Below are 9377 nucleotides of genomic sequence, written 5' to 3'. Positions count from 1 at the left end.
CATCTCCTCGCGGCAGCGAGGGATTATATCATCGGGAAGGGTTATCTGCTCGACTGCGATCTCGCCATCGAAGGCGAGCAGATCGACTTTTCCGGCGGATGACCTCAACTACCTTGGACTTCGATTGCGCTGTTCTACACCAATTAAACCTTACATTTATATTATCTTATGTCCGATACGATGCGCGCAGTCGTCAAGACCCGCCCGGAGCGGGGCGCGGAACTGCTTACCCATCCCATTCCGCGCATAGCGCCTCACGAGGTTCTCCTGAAGGTGCGCGCGACCTCCATTTGCGGCACGGACGTTCATATTTACAAATGGGATAAATGGTCCCAGGGGCGGATCGGCGATGCCCGGCTTCCCCAGGTGCTCGGACATGAGATGACGGGCGATGTCGTTGAGGTTGGGGCTCACTGCAGGCGAGTGAAGGTGGGCGACAATATATCGGTCGAGACTCACATACCCGATCCCTCCGACTTGCAGAGTCTTGTCGGGCAGATGCATATCGGAGAAGGGATGAAGATCGTCGGCGTAGATCGCGATGGCTGTTTCGCCGACTACTTTGCGGTGCCGGAGGTTGTATGTTGGTTAAACGATTCTTCTATTCCTCCGGAGTTTGCATCAATACAGGAGCCGCTCGGCAACGCGACCTATTGCCTCCTTGGCGAGGATGGCGACGTCGCCGGTAAGAGCGTCGTTATTCTCGGCGACGGCCCGATCGGGCTGATGGCCGCAGCAATTGCCCGTGCCGTGGGACTCACCCAGATATTCGTCGTAGGACTATTCGGCCACTGTCTTGAGATTGCGAGGAAGGTAGGTGCCGATCATACCCTTAATGCCGGGGATGCAACGCTCGACCGGGTAGCCTATGTAAAGGATCATACCGGCGGATTCGGAGCAGACATTGTCCTCGAAATGGCTGGAGCCGCAGCCGCCGTCGAGGAAGGCTTTAAAATGCTCCGCAAGGGCGGTCGGTATTCAGCATTCGGCGTATTGGGGGATGCCCGTATCAGCCTCGACTATAACGCCGACTTCGTTTTCAAAGCCTCCCGAGTCTATGGTATCAACGGGCGGCGGATGTTCGACACCTGGTACAGAGTGCGCAACCTACTTGCTTCGGGCCGGCTCGATCCGACTCCGATTATCACCGGGCTCATTTCGCTTGAGGACTATGAAACCGGGTTTGCTCAGATGATGGATGTGCCTCGCCGGAGTGCAAAAATCGTCATGTTCCCGGACGCCGATCTGCTTAGGGATGCTCTTCAGCGACGCGCAGCCGACAATGTATCGGCCGGTTGATCGTAATCTGACCTATCCTTTCGCTTGCCTGGAGTCGCTATGAAGCGCTATCTTGCCGTACTTCTCTTTTTCGGCACTTTTGCCGGGGCGCTGGCGCTTCCGCACTTTCGCGTCTCGCCCAACAGCCTCGAGAACGACATTCGCGGTCAGTTTCCGACGCGTGACACCCTCGTCATCAACAACGGCGAAGGCGATGAGGAACTGATCTGGCAAATGGAGATCCGTATTATCGGCGAGCCGGCCGATTCGGGCTGGATCTATGCCACTGTGATGTCGGGCCGCGTTGCTGCCGGGCGTCAACAGATAAGCGTAGTCCGAATGGATGGCCGCAATCTTCAGAACGGCGATTACTACGCCGACCTTTTCTTCACCAGCAACGATCCCAACCGCTCCGAATGGACCGTTCCAGCCGCAGGACATAAAGGCACCTTCCCACGTATCGCTACTAATCGACAAGTGCCGGTGCAGTGGGACTTCTGGGGTTTCGACCTGAATCGGGTTCACGCCCGGATGTATTGGGGCGAGACCTACACGACTAACATTCAGGTTCAGAATCCTGGCTCGGCGCGACTGGTCGTCGATTCGCTCGCCTCGCAGAATGGCTACTTCAGGTTCAATCCTGCTGCTTTCCAACTCGATCCAGGCCAGTCACGCCAGGTGCAGGTGATCTTCGACGCCCGTGAGGTAGGCGCTAATTCGACAATCAACACGTCGATCTCCAATGCATGGGATCCGCGTGAACTCAACTTTCGCATCGTTGCGACGGTGCTTCCCGTATTCCGGCTTGGAACGCCAATCGCCGATCTTGAGATCGACGAAGACGCCCCCGAGGTGTTAGTCGCCGATCTCGATTCGGTGTTTGTATCTTCTTATGGTGATACACGTTACGATGTCCAGGTAGCGAGTGGATTCACCTGGCGTCTGGCACGCAATCACGAGTTCTTTATACGACCCCGACCCAACTGGAACGGTTTGAGCACTTTCTACCTCTCCGCAGCCGTCGGCGACTCCCTTTTCATTGCCGATACTTTTGCGGTGAACGTCCGCCCGGTCTCAGACGCGCCGGGCCCGTTCGATCTATTCTACCCTGCCGATGAGGAGACGCTTTGGATCGACCGGTATGAGTCCGATCGCTATATTGGCGATTCACTCTTCGTTTGGCAGTCGGCATTCGACCCGGACGGAGATACGGTTTTCTATGAACTGAAGGTGCGAGCGGCGAACGGCGACTCTCTCGTCTGGAGTGCCCTGACCGATACGACTTTATCAACACGGGAACTGTTCTTCAACGAGCGTTTCAACGGCGTCGTTGAGTGGAGCGTGAGCGCCAGTGACGGGATGCTCAGCCGCGATGCCTGGTCGGTTTTTCGGTTGATGTTGATCGAGGGGCGACAGGAGGCTCCCCGAAATCTGCTCCCTGGCTCCTTTGCCGCCGGGCTCTTTCCCAATCCTACCAATGGTCGGACGCACTTGAGTCTGCGCCTTGATCGATCGGCAACGGTGCGCATCGAACTCTATGACCTTACAGGACGTCGCATTCGAATATTCGATGAAGCAAGGTACTCGCCTGGCGAACACCTGCTTGCGCTGACGCTTGACGCCGAACCGGCAGGGCTTTACATCTTGCGAATCGAAGCCGGCGCCGATACCCGTTTGCTACCACTTCTCCTGCTGCGCTGAGAGCCCTCCACGCGCTTCCCTGGCACTTTAGCATCGTCATCAGATAAAGCCGGTACCCCAATGTTTGGCACTCTTCGCCAGCATCTTCAGTCGGAGATAGACGCCCTGCGCAATGCCGGGCTTTACAAGCAGGAGCGGGTCATCACATCACCCCAGGGCGCCCGCATCGGCGTGCGTTTAGGAGAAGTCCTTAACTTCTGCGCCAACAATTATCTTGGATTGGGCAACCACCCCTCGCTCGTCGAAGCCTCCCGTCAAGCGCTTTCAGAATGGGGCTATGGAATGTCGTCGGTGCGTTTCATCTGTGGGACGCAAGCGATTCACAAGGACCTCGAAGCGGCATTGTCGAAGTTCCTTGGCACTGAGGATACGATCCTCTACACGTCTTGTTTCGATGCCAACGGCGGCCTCTTCGAGACCCTCTTCGGCGCCGACGATGCCATCATCACCGATGAGTTGAATCACGCATCGATCATCGACGGGATACGACTGTCGAAAGCTGTCCGGCATATTTACAAGCATGCCGATATGGCTGATCTGGAACGAAGGCTGACGGAGACATCTTCGGCTCGATTCCGGGTCATCGCGACCGACGGCGTCTTTTCGATGGACGGGGACATTGCCAAACTCGACGCCATTTGCGATCTTGCCGACCGTTACGATGCCCTGGTGATGGTCGATGACTCCCACGCTACCGGGTTCATTGGCAGGACCGGACGCGGCTCTGCCGAGCATTGCGGTGTGATGGGACGGGTCGATATCATAACCTCCACGCTTGGCAAGGCTCTCGGCGGTTCGGCGGGAGGCTTCACTTCGAGCCGCCGTGAGATCATCGAGATGCTCCGTCAACGTTCGCGCCCTTATATCTTTTCCAATACTATGGCGCCGCCGATAGTTGCCGGCGGTCTGAAGGTGCTCGAACTTCTTTCCAGCACGACCGAACTGCGGGATAAACTGGAGTCGAACACCCTCTACTTTCGTCGGAAGATGACCGATGCCGGCTTCGACATCAAGCCCGGGGTGCATCCGATTGTGCCGATCATGCTCTATGATGCGCCGCTCGCGCAGCAGTTCGCTTCACGCCTGCTCGACGAAGGCATCTATGTAGTCGGCTTCTTCTTTCCGGTGGTTCCCAAAGGTCAGGCACGTATTCGGGTACAGATCTCGGCGGCGCACGATGCCGGGCAGATCGACCATTGCGTCGCGGCTTTCAACAAGGTAGGCAGGGAGTTGGGAGTGCTGAAATCGTAGAGGCAATGGGGGCAAGTTATTTTCGATGGTGGCAATCGGACCGCATCGGATATGGGAGTCAGGTGCTCATATTTGTAAATTGAAAGAATGGATACGAAGACACAAAGCCTTAGGCTTGCGACACCAGCCAAGGTGTCCAACGCTTTGGAACTCCTCCGGTCGGTTGACCGAAATCGAATGCTCGACTATGCTCTTGGAATGCCAGCGCAGATCCTGGCCGGGCTTGAAGATGCGAAGGGATTTCACGAGGGGGATCTGCCGCTCGACCGGACAAAACTTCACCTTGTCGGGTTAGGCGGATCGGCGATAGTTGGGGAGTTATTGCGCGATATGCTCTCGCCACGGCGAGGAATTACGCTGCATCGGGGAACGCCGGTTCCACGCGACCGGTCCGGTACTATAGTATCGAGTTACTCGGGCAACACGATTGAGATCATCGATTTGGCCCGGCAGGTAACCGGCGGGTTGAAGACTGTGGTGATGTTTTGTTCCGGCGGCGCGCTCGAGAAATTGGGCCGCCATTGGGGAATGCCGGTATGGAAACTTCCTGAAGGGATGCAGCCTCGCGCCGCTATCGGACATTCGATGGCTTATGTTGGCTCCCTGCTCGAACGTTGGCGCATATTTGAGGGGGTTACCAGCAGTCTGCAGCGCGCTGCGAGTAAGTTAGTTGCGGACCTCACCAAGGGCGATCCCGCATCTCATCCATTGTTACGAGCAGCGCTTCCGATTGCGGAATCGGTCCGCAGCCGTAACACCTTGATTCTTCATTCTCTCAAATGCACTGGACCAGCCCGCCGATTCGCCGCGCAACTGAACGAGAATAGCAAGCAAGCCGCTTTTCCGCTCGTCCTTCCTGAAGCGATGCACAACGGCATAGAAGGAATGGGAACGACCGATCCGGCACAGTGGTCTATTGTGTTTATGACCGATTCCAACGATCCGTTCCTTCTCCGTCAGTCGATCGGTCGCCTCGAAGAGTATTTCGCCGGTCACGGATTCCCCACGATTCGCTTTCCTTCGGCGGGTGAGGATGCTTATGAGACTACACTTGCACGGGTATTGATTGGAGATATGACATCTCTTTTCGTAGCCGCGCTTGGCGGTGTCGATCCGACGCCAATACCTACCATCACCTATCTGAAAAAGGGTCAGCCGGCTATAGCCGACACGCTTGACTATGACCTTTCCGTGATTGTGGAGGAACGTTGAGAAGGCCTCCTTTGTTTAGGGAGGTCGCATTATGAAGGTGATCATTCCGGTAGCCGGACTCGGCAGCCGCCTAAGGCCCCACACCTATACCCAGCCCAAAGCCCTGTTGCCGGTAGCCGGCAAGCCGATTATCGGCCATATTGTCGATCAAGCGATCGCCGCCGGAGGCAACCGCTTTGTGTTCATCACAGGATATCTTGGCGAGCAGATTGAGTCTTATCTGCACCAGCACTACCAGGTTCCCATGGAGTTCCGGCAGCAGGAACGGATGTTGGGCCTTGGCCATGCCGTATTAACGGGGCTTGATCCCGACGATGTGGATTTGCTCATCATCCTGGGCGACACTATTGTCGATGGGGATCTAAAGCCGATAGTGACGGCCGGACGGTCGGTTATTGCGGTAAAGGAGGTTGCAGACGCGCGCAAGTTCGGCGTTGTCGAACTAAACGCCGGCCGGGTGACGAGGCTGATCGAGAAGTCACCCGAACCACCCTCCAATCTTGCCATTGTGGGAGTCTATTACATCCGGGAGGGTGCCCGTCTTGGCGAGGCGATTAAGGAGGTAATAGAACGGGGGATCACGGTTAAGGGCGAATACCAACTGACCGACGCCTTGCAACTACTGCTTGAACAAGGCATTGAAATCGTGGTTCACCCCATCGAAGGGTGGTATGATTGCGGTAAGCCGCAGGCGCTTCTCGAGACCAACCGCTTTCTATTTGACCGCGATGGCGGATTCAACGATGACATTAAACTGACTGACTCACATATTGTTCCGCCGGTGCATTTAGCCAAGGGGGTGCAGATCGAACGCTCCATCATCGGACCTTATGTATCCATAGGCGAGAACTGCATTGTCCGCGATGCAGTGATTCGGGATGCCATCATTGCCGAGAGTTCTCATATAGAAGCGGCGGTGCTTGCCCATTCGATCATCGGACGCCGGACAAGGATAAGCGGACAACGGCATGAACTGAATCTGGGGACTTCGAGCGAAATCTCCCTTTAGTAGGCAGACTCTATTCACTACTCTATTAACGTCAGCAACTAACGACAAACTATGCAAGAACGCGGATTTATCTTCACATCGGAATCAGTAACCGAGGGACATCCCGACAAGATAGCCGATCAGATATCCGACGCCGTGCTTGACGCGGTTCTAAACGAGGATCCTTTCGGGCGGGTAGCCTGTGAGACCTTCCTTACGACCGGGATGGCACTCGTCGGCGGCGAAATCAGCACCACAACCTATGTCGATATTCCCCGCCTGGTGCGCAGCGTCATAAAGGACATTGGCTACACGACAGCCTCCTTCGGCTTCGACTACGAAACCTGTGCGGTCATCACGACCATCGACCAGCAGTCGGTGGACATCGCACTTGGTGTCGATCGCGCTGGAGCGGGCGATCAGGGTATGATGTTCGGCTATGCGTCAAATGAGACGCCGGAACTGATGCCGCTGCCGATTCAACTGGCGCACAATCTGGCCCGACGTCTGGCAGCGGTTCGAAAGTCCGGGATACTGCCCTATTTGCGGCCGGATGGCAAAACACAGGTCTCGGTGCACTATGCCGGAAACAAGCCGGTGGCTGTCGAGACCATTGTGGTATCGACTCAGCACGATCCTGATGTTACACAGGCACGGATCCGTGAGGATGTGATCGGCGAGGTGATCGACAAGGTGATCCCGGCGGAGTATGTTCCTACCAAGGGGATGTCGATCCATATAAACCCGACCGGACGCTTCGTCCTCGGCGGCCCGCATGCCGATACCGGACTGACCGGACGCAAAATCATCGTCGATACGTATGGCGGCTTTGCGCTCCATGGCGGAGGCTGCTTCTCCGGCAAGGATCCGACCAAAGTCGATCGGTCGGCCGCCTACGCGGCCCGGCACGTTGCGCGCAACCTTGTTGCGGCCGGACTGGCAGAACGTTGCACCATTCAAGTCGCTTATGCCATCGGCATCGCCGAGCCGGTTTCGTTGATGGTTGACAGTCACGGCACCGGCGCCATTCCGGACGAGGAACTGACCGCACTCGTCAATTCCACCGTCGATATGACTCCCGCCGGCATCATCGAGCGACTTGAACTGCGACGCCCCATTTTCCGCGCGACTGCCGCATACGGCCATTTCGGTCGGGAAGGCGAAGCCTTCACCTGGGAGCGCAACGATCTCCTGCCCGCTTTTCAGAAGGCATCCTAATGAAGAATTCGAATCTACTAACGAGCAGTCGAGCGAAACGACAGACGTCCCGACTTAGTGAAATTCGCTTTCGAGCAGGGTTGATTTGGGCGGCAACGCTCTCCTTGGCGATGCTTTCTTCATGCACGATAAAGGAGCCGGGCATGCCCTCCTGGACGGTTGAAATGACCATCCCGTTCAGCGAGCGCATCTACCGGATGGGTGAACTCCTGACGGACTCGACGCGATTGGCCGAGCGCGGATGGGGCATTATCACCAATCCGGTCGATTCGACCCTGATGTTTGAATCGCGGGACTCGATCGACTATCAGCCGGTCGGAGATCGCCTTACCTACGAGGCTTCCTCGATCGGGAACTATGTCAACCGCATCGACACCATTCGCGTTGAAGAGCCGACCCCCGACTTAGACACCATTAATATCGCCGAGGCCAATCCAGCACTTCAGCCGGGTTACAATGGTCCGGTCAGTGCATTCGATATGGAACAGGCACGCGATACGATGACATTCGACATCTTTCGCTGGGTGCGCGTATACCGCGGCTACCTGGTATTGACTGTTGAGAATCGCTATCCGGTCGAGATGCAGAACTTGACCGTCCGCATCTCGAATCTGGTAAGTCAGGACGCAATCGGCACGGCGGTCTTTCCTCCCTTTCAGCCTGGCGAGGTAAGAAGCGACAGCATCGACCTATCTGGCAAGTATCTCGAGAACCAACTACTGATGATTGCCGACGGGCATTCGCCGGGCAGTTTTGGCTCCAACGTCCAGATCGTCGGCGACGAGAAGTTGAGCATCACCGTCAGTATCACCCCCACCGACGTTGAATCTTGCGAAGCCGAAGTAGCTGAGCAGCAATTTGACAATGACGATCACCTCGATTTCGACAACAAGAACAAGGTGATTGTCGCGGACATCAAGCGCGGCAGTGCTTACTTTCAACTACGCAACACCACCCGGTTGAAGTTGACTTCGCGGATGGTATTCGAGAACCTCTTCGATTCGACCGGCACGCCTATAGTGCGTAACGTTGTGATGGAGCCTGAAGCTTCGAGCGACCTAACGACCATCGATCTCGACGGCGCCCGGCTGGAGATGACTTTGGATGACCAGCGTCTCCGGGTCCGCAATGAGGTGATCGTCGAAGACACCCGCGTTACCCGCTTTCAAGGCGAGTCCTACCAGTTGATATCCGGCGATCAAGGCGTCGATGTTACATACTGGACCGATGAACTTACCTTCCGCTCGTTCGAAGGAGTCCTCGACAGCGTGACGGTCGATATTCCGGGGATGCTGACCGCTATCGATATGCCACAAGGCCTCGACAGTATTAACTTCACGCGGGATACACTCTACATACGCCTCCTCAACGACACTGAGATGCCGCTCAGATTGCATCTCGACATCATGAGTTCCAACAGCGAGTTCGGTCGATTGTACAGTATTGCAATCGATGAGGATATCAATCCCGGATTGACGGAGATTGTGATCCCCAATTCAGATCGACTGGCTACGGTCATACCGGATACCATCTCCATAGCGGGTTGGGGCGGATTAGGTAAATACTACTTTCCGCATTTGGAGAGAACTCCCGGTCGCATAAACGATGACCAAGGCTTTTCCGGGCAGACGATCATTCGCTCGGCGCTCAAGTTCACTATCGGTACGACCCGGGTCGTGACCGACCTGACCAGACTAAGTGAACCTGTCGATCAGCCTATCGAGAGCGC

7 protein-coding genes are annotated in these 9377 nt (G+C 56.1%); all 7 read left to right on the top strand.

All coding sequences use genetic code 11. From position 1 onward, the window contains the following. The first annotated feature begins 168 nt into the window (after positions 1-168). On the top strand, positions 169-1299 hold the full coding sequence (locus FJY67_09890; GenBank protein MBM3329763.1) for a zinc-binding dehydrogenase: 1131 nt from the start codon (positions 169-171) through the stop codon (positions 1297-1299). Positions 1300-1338: 39 nt separating this feature from the next. After that, complete coding sequence (locus FJY67_09885) at positions 1339-2979, top strand: T9SS type A sorting domain-containing protein (protein MBM3329762.1); 1641 nt, start codon at positions 1339-1341, stop codon at positions 2977-2979. A gap of 60 nt (positions 2980-3039) precedes the next feature. Beyond that, entirely contained in the window at positions 3040-4230 is a 1191-nt protein-coding gene (gene kbl / locus FJY67_09880; protein MBM3329761.1) for a glycine C-acetyltransferase, read from the top strand. 87 nt (positions 4231-4317) lie between these two features. Then, positions 4318-5442, top strand: a complete 1125-nt coding sequence (locus FJY67_09875; protein ID MBM3329760.1) for a hypothetical protein — start codon at positions 4318-4320, stop codon at positions 5440-5442. A gap of 31 nt (positions 5443-5473) precedes the next feature. Continuing rightward, positions 5474-6451: a nucleotidyl transferase gene (locus FJY67_09870; protein ID MBM3329759.1), complete on the top strand. Its 978-nt coding sequence runs from the start codon at positions 5474-5476 to the stop codon at positions 6449-6451. A gap of 51 nt (positions 6452-6502) precedes the next feature. After that, entirely contained in the window at positions 6503-7648 is a 1146-nt protein-coding gene (locus FJY67_09865) for a methionine adenosyltransferase (protein ID MBM3329758.1), read from the top strand. Between the two features lie 143 nt (positions 7649-7791). After that, positions 7792-9377, top strand: a 1586-nt coding sequence (locus tag FJY67_09860) for a hypothetical protein (protein MBM3329757.1), incomplete at its 3' end; no start/stop codon positions are given.

The organism is Calditrichota bacterium (assembly GCA_016867835.1).
Taxonomy (GTDB): Bacteria; Electryoneota; AABM5-125-24; order Hatepunaeales; family Hatepunaeaceae; genus VGIQ01.
Note: the sequence above shows the minus strand (reverse complement) of the source record. Positions and strands in the feature narration are given on the sequence as shown.

Bases quoted from the DNA above. Each gene is read 5' to 3' on its own strand.
- FJY67_09865 (MBM3329758.1), top strand. From the start codon at position 6,503: ATGCAAGAACGCGGATTTATCTTCACATCGGAATCAGTAACCGAGGGA.
- FJY67_09870 (MBM3329759.1), top strand. From the start codon at position 5,474: ATGAAGGTGATCATTCCGGTAGCCGGACTCGGCAGCCGCCTAAGGCCC.
- FJY67_09885 (MBM3329762.1), top strand. From the start codon at position 1,339: ATGAAGCGCTATCTTGCCGTACTTCTCTTTTTCGGCACTTTTGCCGGG.
- FJY67_09890 (MBM3329763.1), top strand. From the start codon at position 169: ATGTCCGATACGATGCGCGCAGTCGTCAAGACCCGCCCGGAGCGGGGC.
- FJY67_09875 (MBM3329760.1), top strand. From the start codon at position 4,318: ATGGATACGAAGACACAAAGCCTTAGGCTTGCGACACCAGCCAAGGTG.
- kbl (MBM3329761.1), top strand. From the start codon at position 3,040: ATGTTTGGCACTCTTCGCCAGCATCTTCAGTCGGAGATAGACGCCCTG.